Genomic DNA, 15428 nt, shown 5'->3' on the forward strand with positions numbered 1-15428 from the left:
TCAGGCCCCCTTTCCGGTGAGGTCGCGGCGCCCTGTGGGCTGGGTGACGCGGTCGAGCATCAGGCCGAGGCAGACGATCGCCGCGCCGGCGACCAGACCGGTCGCCAGGTCGCCCTGGGCGAGGCCGAATACCGCGTCGTAGCCGAGCGCGCCGCCGCCCACGAGGCCGCCGATGACGACCACGGCGAGGACCAGCACCACGCCCTGGTTGACGGCCAGCAGCAGCGCGGGCCGGGCCAACGGCAGCTGCACCTGGAGCAGTTGCTGTCGACCGGTCGCGCCCATCGAACGTGCGGACTCCAGCGCGGCCGGGTCCACCGCGCGCACGCCCTGGGCCGTGATGCGCACGACCGCGGGCAGCGCGTAGACCACGGCGGCCGCGGCGGCCGGGGCGCGGCCCACACCGAACAGGGCGACGACGGGGATCAGGTAGACGAACTGCGGCATCGTCTGGAAGACGTCGAGCACCGGACGCAGGGCGTGCCCCAGGCGGGTGCTGCGGGCCGCGGCGACGCCCAGCGCGAAGCCGAGCAGGAGGGTCACGGTGACGGCGGCCAGGACCTGGGACAGCGTGTCGAGCGCCGGGTCCCAGACGCCGAGGACACCGATCGCGGCCATCGCGAGGACGGCGGTCGCGGCGGTGCGCCAGGTGCCGATGAGCAGGGCGAGGACACCGACGGTCAGCAGGACCGCCCACCAGGGCAGCCACTGCAGTCCGCCGCGCAGGGGGTTCAGCACCCACGTGGTGAAGTGCCCCGCCCAGTCCGCGGTACCGCCGACGAGGGGCACGCCGGAGTAGAGGTGGGCGGTCATCCAGTCGACCGCCCCGTTGACGGGCTCGGCGATGTCCACCGTCCACGCGTCGGGCCAGGAGAGCCGGTCGAGGAGGCGCGCTCCGACGGCGACGACGGCGGTCACCAGGGCGGCGAGGGCCCAGCGGAGCCGGGACCGGTCGGCCGGGGCTTCGCCGATCCGCCGGCCGGCCGCGGCGGTGACCCGGTCCAGGACGACGGCGAGCAGCACGATCGGTACGCCGGCGGCGAGCGCGGCGCCGACGTCGACGGAGGCCAGCGCCTGGTAGACGCGGTCGCCGAGACCGCCCGCGCCGATGACGGAAGCGATCACGGCCATGCCGAGCGCCATCATGATCGTCTGGTTGACGCCGAGCAGGAGTTCCTTGCGGGCCAGCGGCAGTCGGGCGGTCAGCAGCCGCTGCCGGCCGGTGGCGCCGAGGGAGGTGGCGGCCTCCACGACCCCGGCGTCCGCGTCGCGCAGCCCGAGCGCGGTCAGGCGGGCCATGGGCGGGGCCGCGTAGACGACGGTCGCGAGGACGGCGGCGGGCACGCCGATGCCGAAGACCAGGACGACGGGCAGGAGGTACGCGAAGGCCGGCAGCACCTGCATGGTGTCCAGTACGGGCCGCAGGATCCGGTGCATACGGTCGGACAGGCCGGCGGCCAGCCCGAGGAGGCCTCCGAGCAGCACGGACGCGGCGACGGCGACCACCATCAGGGCGAGGGTCTGCATGGTGGGCACCCACATGCCGAGCAGTCCGCACACGGCGAAGGCGGCGACGGAGGTCAGCGCGAGCCGGACGCCGGCGACGCGCCAGGCCAATAGAGCGGCGGCGGCGGTGACGCCGGCCCAGCCGAGAGCGAGCAGCACCAGGTACACGGCGCGGACGGACACGACGACGACGTTGCTGACGTGTCCGAGGAAGTAGAGGAAGAGCGGGTGGCCGTCGCGGTTGTCGATGATCCAGTCGCTGGTGCGTTCGAGCGGTCCGGACAGGTCGACGGTGAGCGAGGCCGGCCAGTTCCCGGCGCCCAGGAGTACCCAGCCGAGGACGAACGCGACGGCCGCGCAGGCGACGATCAGCCGGCCGCGGTGGCGGGTGAGCGTGCGCAGCACACCGGGTCCGGTGGCGGTGGGGGGCGTGGGGGCGGTCGTGGTCGTGGTCGTGGAGTCCGGCGGGGCGGGGGTGACGGTGGTGGTCATCGGCCGCACCGCCCGGCGTGGGTCGCGGCCGTGGCGGCGCCGGTCGTGCCGCACGGCGGCGGCCAGGTCGTATGGTCGTACATCAGGCCACCGCCTTCCCGGTCGCGGCCGGGACCCCGGCGACGACACCGAGCAGTCCCGCGTGGTCGACCACACCGACGCACCGGCCGTCCTCGACGACCCGCGCGTTCTCGCCCGTCCGGGCGACGGCCTCGATGGCCTCGTGGACGGTGGCGCCCGGGGCGAGCGCGGGGCCGGCCTCGGACTCGCCGATCAGAGCGGGGCGCATGGCCGAGCGCACGGTCAGCACCTGCTCGCGCGGCACGTCGCGGACGAAGTCCCTGACGTAGTCGTCGGCGGGGGCGCCGACGATCTCCTCTGGCGTGCCGAGCTGCACGATCCGGCCGTCGCGCATCAGCGCGATGCGGTCGCCGAGCTTCAGCGCCTCGTTCAGGTCGTGCGTGATGAAGACCATCGTGCGTCCCTCCTCCCGGTGCAGGCGTACGACCTCTTCCTGCATGTCCCGGCGGATGAGCGGGTCCAGTGCGCTGAACGGCTCGTCGAACAGCAGGACTTCGGGGTCCACGGCGAGTGCGCGGGCCAGGCCCACGCGTTGCTGCTGGCCGCCGGACAGCTGGCTCGGCCTGCGGTGCTCCATGCCGTCCAGGCCGACCTTGGCGACGAACTCGGCCGCGCGTTCGCGCCGTTCGCCGCGTCCCACGCCCTGGATTTCCAGCCCGTAGGCGATGTTGTCGAGCACCGTCCGGTGCGGGAGCAGTCCGAAGTGCTGGAAGACCATGGCCGCCCGGTGTCGGCGCAGCTCGCGGAGCCGGCCGGTGTCCATGGACAGCACGTCCTCGCCGTCGATGGAGATCGTGCCCGAGGTCGGTTCGATGAGCCGGGTGAGGCAGCGTACGAGCGTCGACTTGCCGGAGCCCGACAGGCCCATGACGACGAAGACCTCGCCCTTGCGGACGTCGAAGGAGACATCGCGGACGGCGGCGGTGCAGCCGGTACGTTCGCGCAGCTCGGCGGCGTCGAGGGCCCCGAGCTCCGGGTCGGCGGGCACACGGTCCGCCTTCGGGCCGAAGACCTTCCACAGGTCGCGTACGGAGAAGACGGCCTCCGCGTCAGTGTCCGGCGTTTTGCTCGGGGGGTTCGTCGGGGGGTTCGTCAGGGGGGTCGTGGGCTGGTTCATCGGGTGGTTCCTCCCAGCAGGTCGGCGCATTTCTCGCCGACCATGAGCACGCCGATCATGGGGTTGACGGCGGTCATGGTGGGGAATACGGACGCGTCGGCTATCCGGATGCCGTCGAGGCCCCGGATCTTCAGGTCGGGTGCGACGACGGCGAGTTCGTCGTCGTCGGCCCCCATGCGGCAGGTGCCGGCCGGATGGTAGACGGTGTGGGCGACCTGGCGGGCGTACGCGCTGAGTTCCTCGTCGGAGGTCACCTCGGGGCCCGGGCACACCTCGCGCTTGAGCCAGCCGGCCAGCGGTTCGCTCGCCGCGATCTGTCGGGCGATGCGGATCCCGTCGACGAGGGTCCGGCCGTCGTAGTCGTCCTCGTCGGTGAAGTACCGGAAGTCGAGCGCGGGCTTGACCTCGGGGTCGGCGCTCGTCAGGTAGAGCCGGCCGCGGCTGCGCGGCTTGGGGATGTTCGGGGTCATCGACACGCCGTGAGCGGGGCGTTCGTAGCCCAGGCGCTCCGGATTGTCGGTGAAGGGGATCTGGTAGAAGTGGAACATCAGGTCCGGGCCCTCGGCCTGCGGGTCCCGGCGGACGAACAGTCCGGCATCGGAGTCCATCGCGGAGTTCTCCGGGATGGGCCCGTGCGTCTCCCACACGATGACCGACTCGGGGTGGTCGAGCAGGTTCTCGCCGACTCCCGGCAGGTCGTGCACGACGGGGATGCCGAGCTTCTCCAAGTCGGCGCGCGGCCCAATGCCGGAGTGCAGCAGCAGGCGCGGGGTGTCCACGGCCCCGGCACAGACCAGGACCTCGCGCCGGGCGCGTACGAGGTGCTCCGCGCCCTCCTTGGTACGGATGTGCACGCCGGTGGCGCGGGTGCCGTCCAGTTCCAGCTGGAACGCCCAGGTCTCCAGGGCGATGTGCAGGTTCGGCCGGTCCAGGAACGGGTGCAGATAGGCGACGGAGGCGGAGGACCGCTTGTTGTTCTCCGGGTGGTAGGCGAGGTCGAAGAAGCCGACGCCTTCGTCGAAGGGGCGTTTGTTGAAGCCCTCGACCCGCGGCACACCGAGTGCGGTCTGCGCCGCGTCGACGAAGTCCCGGGCGATGGCGTTCCGGTCCGCCTCGCCGACGGGGACGATGTTGTTGCGCAGCCGGGCGAAGTAGGGATCCATGGCCGCCGCGTCCCACCCGTCGGCACCGGCCTCGGCCCATTCGTCCCAGTCGGAGGGAAGGGGCTTGAAGGCGATGAGGGTGTTGTGCGAGGAACAGCCGCCCAGCACCCGCGCGCGGCTGTGGCGGATGTGCGAGTTGCCGCGGGGCTGCTCGGTGGTGGGGTAGTCGTAGTCGAGCTCACCACCGAGCAGGCCCATCCAGCGGCGCAGGGTGAGGACGTCGTCGCGGCCGACGTCGCTGGGGCCGCCCTCGATGACGGCGACGCTGATGTCCGGGTCCTCGGTCAGCCGGGAGGCGATGACGGATCCGGCGGTGCCGCCGCCGACGACGACGTAGTCGTACACGTGCGGATCGTTCACGTGCGGGTCGTTCATGTGCCGGTCGTTCATGTTCAGCCCTTCGCCGTCGCGCCCGCGAACCAGCGCACGGGGCGCGGAGCGAGGTTCTGGTAGATGTGCTTGGCCTCGCGGTATTCGGCGAAGCCACCGGGGCCCAGCTCGCGGCCGATGCCGGACTTCCCGAAGCCGCCCCACTCCGCCTGCGGGAGGTAGGGGTGGAAGTCGTTGATCCAGACCGTGCCGTGCCGCAGCAGGCCGGCGACCCGCCGGGCCCGCTGTTCGTCGGAGGTCCAGACCGCTCCGGCGAGGCCGTACTCGGTGTCGTTGGCGAGGGCGACGGCCTCCTCCTCGGTGCGGAAGGTCTCGACGGTGAGGACGGGGCCGAAGACCTCCTCGCGGACGACGCGCATGCCGCGGTGGCACCGGTCGAGGACCGTGGGCCGGAAGAAGTAGCCGGGGCCGGCCGGCCTCCCGCCACCCGCGCGCAGGACCGCGCCCTGGGCGAGGGCGGAGGCCACGTACGCCTCGGTCCGTGCCAGCTGGGCCGCGGAGACGAGCGGACCGCACTCGACGCCCTGGTCGGTTCCGCGTCCCAGCCGGATCAGTTCGGCCCGGCGGGCGAGCTCGGCGACGAACCGGTCGCGCAGCGGTTCCTCGATGATGAGGCGGGAGCCGGCGGAGCAGACCTGGCCGCTGTGGATGAAGGCGGCGTTGAGTGCCTGGTCGACGGCGGTGTCGAAGCCCTCGGGCGTCGAGCACGCGTCGGCGAAGACGACGTTGGGGTTCTTGCCGCCCAGTTCGAGAGCGACCTTCTTCACGCTGTCGGCAGCGGCCCGGGCGACCTTGGTGCCGCTGAGGAGACCGCCGGTGAAGGAGACGAGGTCGACGTCGGGGTGCGCGGCGAGCCGGGCGCCGACCGTGTCGCCGGGACCGGTGACGACGTTGGCCGCACCGAGCGGGAGTCCGGCCTCCAGCAGCAGCTCGATCAGCACGACGGTGGTCAGCGGGGTGATCTCACTGGGCTTGATCACGAAGGTGTTGCCGGCCGCGAGGGCGGGAGCGATCTTCCAGCTCGCCTGGAGCAGCGGGTAGTTCCACGGCGTGATCAGCGCGCAGACCCCGACCGGCTCGTGCACGACGACACTGCGGATCTCGGCCGAACCGGCGTCGACGATCCGCCCGCCGTCCTCCTTCTCCACGAGGTCGGCGAAGTAGAGGAACGCGTCGCGGACGCAGTCGACGTCGACGCGGCCCTCTTCCAGGGTCTTGCCCGCGTCCCGGCTCTCCAGGGCGCCGATCCGCTCGCGGTCGCGCTCCAGCAGTTCGGCGACCCGACGCAGCAGGGCGGCCCGCTCGGCGACGGGCGTACGCGGCCAGGCACCGGCGTCGAAGGCGGCCCGCGCCGCGGCCACGGCGTCGTCGGTGTCCAGGACACCGCCCTCCGCCACGACCTCGAAGGGGGTCGCGTCGACGGGGTCGATGATCTCGCGCGTGGCCCCGGACAGGGCTGCGCGCCACTCTCCGCCCACGTGGATGGTCTGCTGTGCTGCCGTCACGGTACGTATTGCCTTTCGTTCCTTTGAGTCCCCCTGTCGGTCAGACCGACTTGATCCGGCCGCCTGCCCCGACTCCCGGAACCCATGCGCAATGCATTGCGGAGAGTGTTCTGGTTCACTCTCGAAAGCGCACCAAATGCGGACATGTGGCACAAATCTCCGGTGCAGGTCGGCGTGCCGGGCGGCCCGGGGCGGTAGACGCCGTGGGCTCACCCGTTCGGCGTACGTCGCCCGCGGCGCGGCGGGGCGGATGGCCTGCGGTGGCGGTGGCGGCGGCGGTGGCGGCGGAACGGCGCAGAGGTGATTCCGGAGACGGAAGGACAGCACGTCCGCCGGGGCCGCCTTCGCCGCCCCGGTGGATGAGCACCCGTGGAGCGGCAGGCGGCCCTGGCCGCCCACCACCTCTTCGGCCTCGTCGACAACCGCCACTGCCGGCGCCGGATCGGAGATGGCGGTCAGTCCCTCGATCGTGCGCAGGGCGCGTACCGCGTCCACGTCGGCCTGGGTGGCCTTGCGCAGCGCGTCGACGATGATCCCCTGCGCGTGGTTGACCGGTTCGAGGTGCTCGGTGCTGCCCGCAGGAACCATGACGGGGTGCGACAGTTGGACGCGGCCGCTGTCGTCGACCTTCAGGTCGCACATGCGGGCGTGGTCCAGGGCCCTGTTCAGGTCCCGTTGCGCCCCCGTGATCGCCTCGGCCAGGCCGTCATAGACCTTGGCCATCGCGCGCAGGGCCGGCCCGGACGTCTCGTAGTCGTCGGCGTGCTTCACGAACCGTTCGTGGCGGCGCGGCCGGACTCGCCGGTCCAGCACCGGCTGACCGTGCGGGCGACGTCCTGGCGTTCGTACGTGGCGAGGCCGTCGCACTCCTTCGCCACGGCCACCGCGTCACCGCTTCGGCGTCGTCGAGCGTGGACCTGCCCCGCGCCTCCGCGTTCGCCGTACGGATGCCGGACGTCTGGGAATGCACGGGTCCGACGACGAAGCCGAGATCCTGCTTCCCCGCGAACGGGGTCGGAGTCGGTCCGGGCGACGGTTCGGCGGAGGCGAGGCGCATCGCCGCCTCCCCCCCTTCGCCCGCGTCCACTCCTCTTCGAATTCGAACGCCGTTTCCCCAGCCTCGCACACCCGAATTGCCGCTGCGACAGCGGTTGCTGACGGGCAATCACGTACCGCGCGGACCGTTCGCCGGCCGGTGTCGGATCACGTCTGCCGAAGGGGTGCGTACGCCTCGACCCCGAGGCCGAACGTCCAGGCCACTCCTTGGCGGGCCGTCCGGGTCGTCGGCGGCACCCGCAGCCAGTAGGTGCGGCTGGTACCGTCCGGCTCCGGTGTCGAGTTGACGACCTCCACCATCACGACGGGCTCGTCGTCCGGCATGGGTATGCGCCACAGGACACCCGTCTCGTCCTGGTGCACGGGGGTCGCCCCCGACTCCCGTAGATAGCGGTCGTACCCGTAGAACTCCAGCATCACCCGGCGCAGTTCGGCGTTCTCCTCCGCCCGGATCCGCTCCGGCGTCAACGTGCCCAGGCCCGCCAGGAATTCGGCCGGAACGGGCATGCCCCGCCAGGCGTGCAGCGCGAACCCGTCGGGGAACGCCAGTGCCGGGCCGTCCCCGCGGTCCAGCCTGCCCGCCTCGTCGCGGTGCAGCTCCACCGGGCGCTCGCACAGCACGGCCAGCCGTTCGTAGGGCCACCACCAGCCGGCCGAGCGGGCCAGGACGCCGAGTCCGTGCAGGGGTGTGCCCTCCTGTGTGTCGAAAGCGCACAGCCAGGCCGCGTCCTGCTGCCCGAGCACCGCGTCCAGGAGCAGCAGGCGCAGCGAGCGCTCCGCGGCTGCGGGGGCGGCGGATCCGGCCGTCAACTCCTCGACGAGACCGCTGCGGACCCGTTCCGCCAGGCGTTCCGTGTGCTCCCACAGGCGACCGCCCGTCGCTCCCCAGTGCCGGCCCCAGCCCTGCGGGCCGAGCCGCCGCTGCGCCCGGTCCCGCTCGGCGGCCCACGGCGCGGTGCGCACCGCCTCCCGTACGCCGCGCCCGCGCGCCGCCGGCCCGTACGTCCCGTCGTCCGCTCCGAGCAGACGCACCGCGGCCCGGGGCGAGTCCGCCCAGACGATCCGCTCCGGCTCCGCCAGGCCCGCGGCCCGGTACGCGAGGCGCGCTCCGGCCTCCGCGGCCGCGCGATCGGCCGGCCCGGTGGCCGCCGCGGCGGCCCTCCACACGTCGATGTCCGTCAACACGATCCCGATCCCCCCACTGTCCGACACGCTGTCAGTCCGCCACGATCCGTACCGCTCCGGGGATGTACTCCCGCTGCCGCACGACCCGGTACCAGCCCTTGGGCAGGGGTATCGCGGCGTGCTCCTCGTGCACCACCCGCCCGCCGTCCGGCAGGTGCAGCAGCAGCGGGCCGAAGTCTCCCGGTTCGCGGACGAGCCGGCCGGGCCCGAGCACGGCGTGCGCGTGTCCGGTGACCTCGCCGAGCGCGAGGACCATCCGGCCCCGCGCGTCCCGCGGCTCCTGGTCCACGTCGGCCGCGTGCGGCGGTACCGCCGACTCGTCGAGCGGCACGATGAGCACGTCCCCCTGCCGGTACATGGGTATCCCCTTCCCCCCGCGCCGCCCGGTGCGCCGCGTTCTTCTCCGAAGGTAGGGGGCGGGTCTGACAACGGCCCGCCGGCCGCCCGCACCCGCCCCGCACCCCTGTGCACCGGCCCCTGCCTCGGCCTCTGTCAGTGCCCCTTGGTACAACTTGCAGCACATCGGACGCGACAGGCGAGGAACGGCGGGCACCCCATGAGTTACCCGAGACACCTGACGGAATCGTGCGGGCTGCCCGTCTTCGACTTCCCGACCCCGGAGGACGCGGAGACCACCCCCCTGCCCCCGGCGGACGCCGTCGCGTGGCGGATCTCCTGCGACAGCTACGACAGCGAGGAGAGCTGGACCGAGGCGTTCGCCCGGTTCACCGCCGCGGTCGACACCACCCTGGTCCGCGCGATCGTGGTGGGTTCCTGGGAAGAGGCTTACGAGACCGGGCCCGAGGAGATCATCGGTGCCCTCCTCGACGCACGCCCGCGCCTGCCCGCGCTGCGCGGCCTGTTCCTCGGGGACATGGAGTCCGAGCAGTGCGAGATCTCCTGGATCACCCAGGGCGACATCGGCCCGCTCCTCGAAGGCTTCCCGGAGCTGGTGGAGTTCGGCGTGCGCGGCGGCTCCGGGCTGGTCTTCCCCGCCGTCACGCACCGCACGCTGCGCTCCCTGACCGTCGAGACCGGCGGCATGCCCGCCGAGTCGGTGCGTGGCGTGGCCGGGAGTGACCTGCCCGCCCTGGAACACCTCGACCTGTGGCTCGGCACGAGCAACTACGGCGGGGACGCGGCGATCACCGACGTGGCGCCGATCCTCGACGGCGACCGTCTGCCGCGCCTGCGTCACCTGGGCCTGCGCAACAGCGACATCCAGGACGAGATCGCCACGGCCGTCGCGTCCGCTCCGGTCGTCGCCCGTCTGGAGACCCTCGACCTGTCCATGGGCGTCCTCACCGAGCAGGGTGGCGCCGCCCTGCTCGCCGGCCAGCCCCTCACGCACCTCAAGAAGCTGGACCTGCACCACAACTACCTCGGTGCGGCCCTGCTCGAACGCTTCCAGGAGGTTCTCGGAGCCACCGGCGTCACCCTCGAGCTGAACCGCGGCCACGCCGACGAGGACGACTACGACGGCCGGATCTGGCGCTACGTCGCCGTCGGCGAGTAGCGCGCCGCCTGCCATGACGGACCACGCACCACCGCCACGCTGGGCGGTCGTCGGAAACCCGGAGAACCGGCGCGTCGCCCTGTTCTCCGGGGCGCTGCGCGACGCCGGGCTGCCCGCGCCGCGTGTCGTGCCCTGGACGGAGGTCCTGCGGGGCGGCGGCGCGGCCTTCGCCGCCGACGAGATCGTACGGATCGAGTCGCCCGGGGAGAACGCGGAGGTGGACCGGTTGCTGCGCGGCGCGGGTGACCCCACCCGGGTGGAGGGCGGGGCCCACTGGTACGCCGCCTTCCTGGCGGCCGTCCGGACGCTGACCGGCGGCCGGCGCCTCGACGACCCCGACGAGCTGGCCGTCCTCTTCGACAAGCGGCTCTGCCACGAGGCCCTCGCGCGCGCCGGGGTCCCCGTGCCGCGGTCTCCGACCTCCGGCGGCGGCGCTCCGGTGCGCGGCTGGGACGACGTGCGGACCCTGATGGCCGGCCATGGCATGCCGCGGGTGTTCCTGAAGCCCGCCCACGGGTCCTCGGCCTCGGGTGTCGTCGCCGTCGAGACGGCCGGCGGGGGCCGGATCCGGGCGACCACCTCCGTGGAGAGCGCGCAGGACGGCCGGCTGCACAACTCCCTGCGGGTGAGGCGCCTCACCCGCGAGCCGGAGGTCGCCGCGCTGGTCGACGCCCTCGCCCCCGACGGACTCCACGTCGAGCGCTGGTGGCCCAAGGCCTCCCTCGGGGACGGGGCGGCCGATCTGCGCGTGGTCGTCGTGGCCGGGCGGGCCACCCACGCCGTGGTGCGCACCAGCCGCACCCCCATGACGAACCTCCATCTCGGGGGCCGGCGCGGCGACCTCGCCGCCGCGGTCCGGGCGGCGGGCCCCGCCTGGGCCGAGGCCCTGCGGACCTGCGAGCGGGCCGCCGCCTGTTTCCCGGGCACCCTGTGCGTCGGTGTCGACCTGCTGCCCGCCGTCGGCTGGCGTCGGTTCGCCGTCGCCGAGGTCAATGCCTTCGGTGATCTCCTGCCGGGCCTGACCGGGCTGCCCGGCAGCGGTGCCGAGGGCCAGGACACCTATGCCGCGCAAGTGGCGGCCGCCATCCGAAGACACGTGCAGCACCACCCCACGAGGAACCACCGTGCACCCGCCTGAGACCCCGACCCCTGCGCTCCCGCTCCCGCTCCCCGACATGAACGAGGTCGTCGGCCGCGACGACCTGCTCCTGCTCACCCTGGACACCTTGCGTCACGACGTCGCCGTCGAACTGGCCGCCGCCGGGCGCATTCCGAACCTGGCCCGGCACCTGCCCGGGGGCGTCTGGGAGGAGCGGCACGCCCCCGGCAGCTTCACCTATGCCTCGCACCAGGCGATGTTCGCCGGTTTCCTTCCGACTCCCGCCCGGCCCGGTCCGCACCCGCGGCTGTTCGCCGCCCGGTTCGCCGGCAGCGAGACCACCGCCGGCCGCACCTATGTCTTCGACACCCCCGACCTGATCTCCGGCCTCGCCTCGGCCGGGTACCGCACGGTGTGCGTCGGTGGCGTCGGCTTCTTCAACAAGCAGGGTGCGCTGGGCGACGTACTCCCGGGCATGTTCCAGGAGAGCCACTGGGAGCCTGCCTTCGGCGTCGCGTCCCCCACCTCCTTCGAGGCCCAGGTCGAGCGGGCCGAAGAGGTCCTCGCCGCGCTCCCCACCGAACAGCGGCTGTTCCTCTTCGTCAACGCCTCCGCGCTGCACCAGCCCAACTGGTTCCACCTGCACGGCGCCACCGCCGAAGCGGGCGACACGCGTGCCACGCACGCCGCCGCCCTCGAATACATCGACCGGCACATCGGCCGGCTCCTCACCGCCATGAGCTCCCGCCGCCGCTGCTTCGCCATCGTCTGCTCCGACCACGGCACCACTTACGGCGACGACGGCTACACCGGCCACCGCCTCGCCCATCAGGCCGTCTGGACCGTGCCGTACGCCCACTTCTTCCTGGAGCCGTCCGCATGACCGCCCTCGCGCCCGCCGCCCCGCCCGCCCCGATCCCGGCCACCGCACCGCCCGAGCTCCGCCCGTACAACGCCTACGTGTATGCCTACCCCCACAAGACCGCCTACCGTCCGCTGCCCGAGCGGCCGGCGCTGCGCGACCTGTGGCACGGCGAACGCAAGGACGCCCTCTCGCTCTACCTCCACATACCCTTCTGCGAGATCCGCTGCGGCTTCTGCAACCTCTTCACCCGCATCGGCGCCCCCGACGGGCTCACCGGCCGCTACCTCGACGCCCTGGAGCGCCAGGCCGTGGCCGTCCGCGAAGCCCTCGGCGACGACGGGCCGGTCTCCTTCGCCAACGCGGCCTTCGGCGGCGGGACGCCGACCTTCCTGACGGCGCTCGAACTGGAACGGCTCTGCGACATCGCCGAGCGGCGCATGGGCGCCGACCTGCGCGCCGTCCCGCTGTCCGTCGAGACCTCCCCCGCCACCGCCACCGCCGACCGGCTCGCCGTCCTGGCCGAGCGCGGCGCCACCCGCGTCAGCATCGGCGTCCAGAGCTTCCTCCCCGACGAGGCCCGGGCCGCCGTACGCCCGCAGCGCCGCGCCGATGTCGAGGCGGCGCTCGGCCGCATCCGAGACGCCCGCGTCCCCGTCCTCAACATCGACCTCATCTACGGCATCGACGGCCAGACCCCCGCCACCTGGCGCACCTCCCTGGACGCCGCCCTGGCCTGGCGCCCCGAGGAGCTGTACCTGTACCCCCTGTACGTGCGCCCCCTCACCGGGCTCGCCCGGCGCACCGCCCTGACCGACCGGGCCTGGGACGAGCAGCGCCTGAACCTCTACCGGCAGGGCCGCGACCACCTCCTCGCGCACGGCTACGAGCAGGTGTCGATGCGCATGTTCCGGCTGGCCGGTACGGCGCCGCAGGGCCCGGACGACCACGCCTGCCAGACCGACGGCATGATCGGCCTGGGCTGCGGAGCCCGTTCCTACACCTCCGCGCTGCACTACTCGTTCGACTACGCGGTCGACATGGGCGAGATCCGCGGGATCATCGACGACTACACCGCCACCGACGACTTCACCCGCGCCGTCCACGGCCGGCCCACCGACGGCGACGAGGCGCGCCGCCGCCACCTGCTCCAGTCGCTGCTCCAGGCGCAGGGCATGCCGGTCGCCGACTACCGGGAGCGGTTCGGCGCCGACCCGCACGAGCACTTCCCCGCCGAACTGGCCGCGTTCGCCGCCCGCGGCTGGCTCGACGAGGACGGCACGGGTCCGCTGCTGCGCCTGTCCCCCGAGGGCCTCGCCCACTCCGACGCGCTCGGCCCCGAGCTGTTCTCACCGGCCGTACGGGCCGCGATGGCCGTCTACGAGACCAAGTAGCCGCCGTGGACCTGACCCTGCTCTACCGCGGCCCGCTGGCCTCCTGCGACTACGACTGCCCGTACTGCCCCTTCGCCAAGCGGCGCGACACCACGGCCCAACTGCGCGCCGACCGGGCCGCCCTCGAACGGTTCACCGACTGGGCGCGCTCCCGGTCCGGGGAGGACCGGCTCTCCCTCCTGTTCACCCCGTGGGGCGAGGGGCTCGTCCGCTCCTGGTACCGCCGCGCCCTCGTCGACCTCTCGCACCGGCCCCACGTCGAGCGCGTCGCCGTCCAGACCAACCTGAGTTGCCGCACGGACTGGCTCGCGGAGGCCGACCCCGCCACGCTCGCCCTGTGGTGCACCTACCATCCGGGGCAGACTCCGTACGACCGCTTCCTGGCCAAGCTGCGCGACCTAGCCGACCGGGGCATCCGCCACAGCGTCGGCATCGTCGGCCTCCCCGAGAACCTGGAGCACGCCCGCCGGCTGCGCGCCGCCCTGCCCTCCCACGTCTACCTGTGGGTGAACGCGGCCGACGGCCACACCTACGGCGACGCCGAGGCCGACATGTGGACCGCCCTCGACCCGCTGTTCCCGTACAGCCGGCACCCGCACCGCTCGGCCGGACTGCCGTGCCGCACGGGCGAGTCGGTGATCTCGGTGGACGGCGACGGCACGGTGCGCCGCTGCCATTTCGTCCGTGCCGAGCTGGGCAATCTGTACGACGGCTCCTACCGGACCGCGCTCGGCCCCCGTCCGTGCCCGCTGACCACCTGCGACTGCCACATCGGCTACGTCCACCTGGAGACGCTGCCGCTCTACGACGTCTTCGCGGGCGGCGTCCTGGAACGCGTACCGGCGGCCGTGTCCCGCCCGGTCGGCCGTCCTGGCGTAGATCTCCCGGACCCCACGGGAACGCTATAAACTTAGGCTCACCTAACTGTCTTGGTCGCTAGGAGAGTTCATGCCCGTGGAGCACGCCTTCGCCGCATTCGGGCTGCCCGGCGAACCAGGTTCCGAGGAGTTCTGGGCAGCGGCGGGAGCTCCCGCGTCGGTGCCCGCCGACGGGGGCGGTTGGGTGACCCTGTTCCTGTGGCGGGGCCCCGCGGCCCGCATCGGCTTCGAGAGCTGGTCGCGGGACGTACCCCTGCGCCGCTGGCACGACACGGACTGCTGGTACGCCGAGGTCCGGATGCCCGCGCGGCTGCGGGTGACCTACCAGTTCCTCGTGGACGACACCGCGTACGCCGACCCGTTCAACCCGGCCGGGGCGGGCGGTGACCGGTCCGTCGCCGCCACCCCGGACGCCCCGGACCAGCCGCACTGGGCCGCCGTCGCAGCGGGCGCCGACGCTGTACTGCCCCTCCCGCGGGCCCGGATCCGCTGGGCGAGCGAGCGGCTCGGCGGGCGGCGGACCGTACGGGTCCACCCGGCGGGCGGCGGCGGACCGGTGGTGCTGCTGCTGGACGGGGACGACTGGCTGTATCTGCACCCGGCCATGACCGCCTTCGACTCCGCCGTCGCGGCCGGCGAGATGCCCCCCGTCACCCTCGTCTTCCTGCCGACGAGGGACCGGGAGGCCGAGTTCGGGTGTCGGCCGGAGCTGTGGGAGGCGGTCCGGGACGAACTGCTGCCGCTGGTCGCGGAGTCCGGGGTACCCGCGGACGGGGGCCGTCTCGTGGTCGCCGGGCAGAGCCTCGGCGGGCTCAGCGCGGTCTACGCGGCGCTGGAGTTCCCCGACCTGGTGTCCCGGGTCGCCTGCCAGTCGGCGTCGCTGTGGTGGACACCCGAGGCCGTGAAGTCGGCGGACCCGCTGGGCGGTCCGGTCGGCGGCTCCGTCGCCGCACGGCTACGGGAGCGCCCCGACCTGTCCGGCCTGCGGATCGCCTTCGACGTGGGAGAACACGAGACGCGGATGCTTCCCCACTGCGAGCTGGTCGAGTCCCTGACCGAGCGGGCCGGAGCGACCGTGCGGACCTCCCGGTCGGCGTCCGCCCACGACCGTGCGGGCTGGCGCCAGGCCCTGCTCCGGGACGTGGCCTGGGCCCTCGGCTGAGCACGGTCCGGGCGGATCGAGG

The 15428-nt window shown here is 73.3% G+C and carries 12 protein-coding genes; 6 read left to right on the plus strand and 6 right to left on the minus strand.

Features of this window, described 5'->3' with window-relative positions:
* The 6 genes from AB8A24_RS14515 to AB8A24_RS14540 form a co-directional block, all read right to left on the minus strand.
* Nucleotides 1-1998, minus strand: coding sequence for an ABC transporter permease subunit (locus tag AB8A24_RS14515; RefSeq protein WP_328964384.1), 1998 nt, complete (start codon nt 1996-1998; stop codon nt 1-3).
* Nucleotides 1999-2080: 82 nt separating this feature from the next.
* Nucleotides 2081-3196, minus strand: coding sequence for a glycine betaine/L-proline ABC transporter ATP-binding protein (locus AB8A24_RS14520; protein ID WP_328964383.1), 1116 nt, complete (start codon nt 3194-3196; stop codon nt 2081-2083).
* Complete coding sequence (locus AB8A24_RS14525; protein WP_369475951.1) at nt 3193-4749, minus strand: GMC family oxidoreductase; 1557 nt, start codon at nt 4747-4749, stop codon at nt 3193-3195. Before AB8A24_RS14525 ends, AB8A24_RS14520 begins: the two co-directional genes overlap by 4 nt.
* A 2-nt stretch (nt 4750-4751) precedes the next feature.
* A complete protein-coding gene (locus AB8A24_RS14530; RefSeq protein WP_369476002.1) occupies nt 4752-6254 on the minus strand; it encodes an aldehyde dehydrogenase family protein in 1503 nt (500 codons plus the stop codon).
* A 1203-nt stretch (nt 6255-7457) separates the two neighbouring features.
* Nucleotides 7458-8492: a DUF6745 domain-containing protein gene (locus tag AB8A24_RS14535; RefSeq protein ID WP_328966068.1), complete on the minus strand. Its 1035-nt coding sequence runs from the start codon at nt 8490-8492 to the stop codon at nt 7458-7460.
* Between the two features lie 34 nt (nt 8493-8526).
* Nucleotides 8527-8853, minus strand: a complete 327-nt coding sequence (locus tag AB8A24_RS14540) for a hypothetical protein (RefSeq protein ID WP_328964382.1) — start codon at nt 8851-8853, stop codon at nt 8527-8529.
* Nucleotides 8854-9051: 198 nt separating this feature from the next.
* On the opposite strand from AB8A24_RS14540, the gene AB8A24_RS14545 reads away from it, so the two are divergent.
* Genes AB8A24_RS14545 through AB8A24_RS14570 form a run of 6 tightly spaced genes read left to right on the plus strand, consistent with a single transcriptional unit; the run spans nt 9052 to nt 15406 of the window.
* Nucleotides 9052-10011 (plus strand): STM4015 family protein, encoded by a 960-nt coding sequence (locus AB8A24_RS14545; RefSeq protein WP_328964381.1) that lies wholly within the window; start codon nt 9052-9054, stop codon nt 10009-10011.
* Between the two features lie 13 nt (nt 10012-10024).
* Nucleotides 10025-11149, plus strand: a complete 1125-nt coding sequence (locus AB8A24_RS14550) for an STM4014 family protein (RefSeq protein WP_328964380.1) — start codon at nt 10025-10027, stop codon at nt 11147-11149.
* Nucleotides 11150-11186: 37 nt separating this feature from the next.
* Nucleotides 11187-11993 (plus strand): STM4013/SEN3800 family hydrolase, encoded by an 807-nt coding sequence (locus AB8A24_RS14555; RefSeq protein ID WP_328966067.1) that lies wholly within the window; start codon nt 11187-11189, stop codon nt 11991-11993.
* Nucleotides 11990-13366: an STM4012 family radical SAM protein gene (locus tag AB8A24_RS14560; protein ID WP_328964379.1), complete on the plus strand. Its 1377-nt coding sequence runs from the start codon at nt 11990-11992 to the stop codon at nt 13364-13366. The genes AB8A24_RS14555 and AB8A24_RS14560 overlap by 4 nt, the downstream gene beginning before the upstream one ends.
* Before the next feature lie 5 nt (nt 13367-13371).
* Nucleotides 13372-14274 carry an STM4011 family radical SAM protein gene (locus tag AB8A24_RS14565; protein ID WP_328964378.1) on the plus strand — a complete coding sequence of 301 codons (903 nt, stop codon included), beginning with the start codon at nt 13372-13374 and terminating at the stop codon, nt 14272-14274.
* 40 nt (nt 14275-14314) lie between these two features.
* Nucleotides 14315-15406: an alpha/beta hydrolase-fold protein gene (locus AB8A24_RS14570; protein WP_328964377.1), complete on the plus strand. Its 1092-nt coding sequence runs from the start codon at nt 14315-14317 to the stop codon at nt 15404-15406.
* The last annotated feature ends 22 nt before the right edge of the window (nt 15407-15428 follow it).

It is taken from the genome of Streptomyces sp. BF23-19 (genome assembly GCF_041106355.1).
In the GTDB taxonomy this organism is placed as follows: domain Bacteria; phylum Actinomycetota; class Actinomycetes; order Streptomycetales; family Streptomycetaceae; genus Streptomyces; species Streptomyces virginiae_A.